General features: G+C 39.3%; 1 protein-coding gene. It reads right to left on the bottom strand.

Annotation, left to right across the window (positions count from 1 at the left end):
• A partial coding sequence (locus tag IAI56_RS15940; RefSeq protein WP_187658791.1) for a hypothetical protein occupies positions 1-440 on the bottom strand: 440 nt, incomplete at both ends.

The raw sequence follows: 440 nt of genomic DNA, 5'->3' as shown, positions 1-440 counted from the left end.
GTTAATCCAATGAATGAATTCATCGATACAAATCTACTTGGTGATTGTACATAGTAATACTGTGGCGTTGGTCCGTTGTCGCTTGTCAATCTTGCTCTAAAAGTATATGAGATTGCATTTAATCCTACTGTTGAGCTGATGTTTGACGTTAAGCTTGCTAAAGTAACTCCACAGCTTGCTGGCGCTAATTTCACTAATGAAATTACTGGGCTAAACACTGTTATGGTATTACCTGCATAAGGTACATTCTCTCCATCAATAACTGCTGCTGCGGTTACTGTGTAGCTAACGTTGTAGTTACGCATGTTTTGTGGTATAGTAACAAAACGTGTTGGCGAAGCTACTTCTTGTGAAACGCCTGTTTGATTGTTTGTAATAGTAAATCTGTAGGTTCTTGTTGTAGAACCTGCATAGCTGTATGGCTGAGCCGAAACTGCTAT

Origin of the sequence: Flavobacterium macrobrachii (genome assembly GCF_014486675.1) — a bacterium.
Taxonomy (GTDB): domain Bacteria; phylum Bacteroidota; class Bacteroidia; order Flavobacteriales; family Flavobacteriaceae; genus Flavobacterium; species Flavobacterium macrobrachii.
The sequence above is the reverse complement of the archived record's forward strand: the minus strand, read 5'-3'. Positions and strand labels throughout refer to the sequence as shown.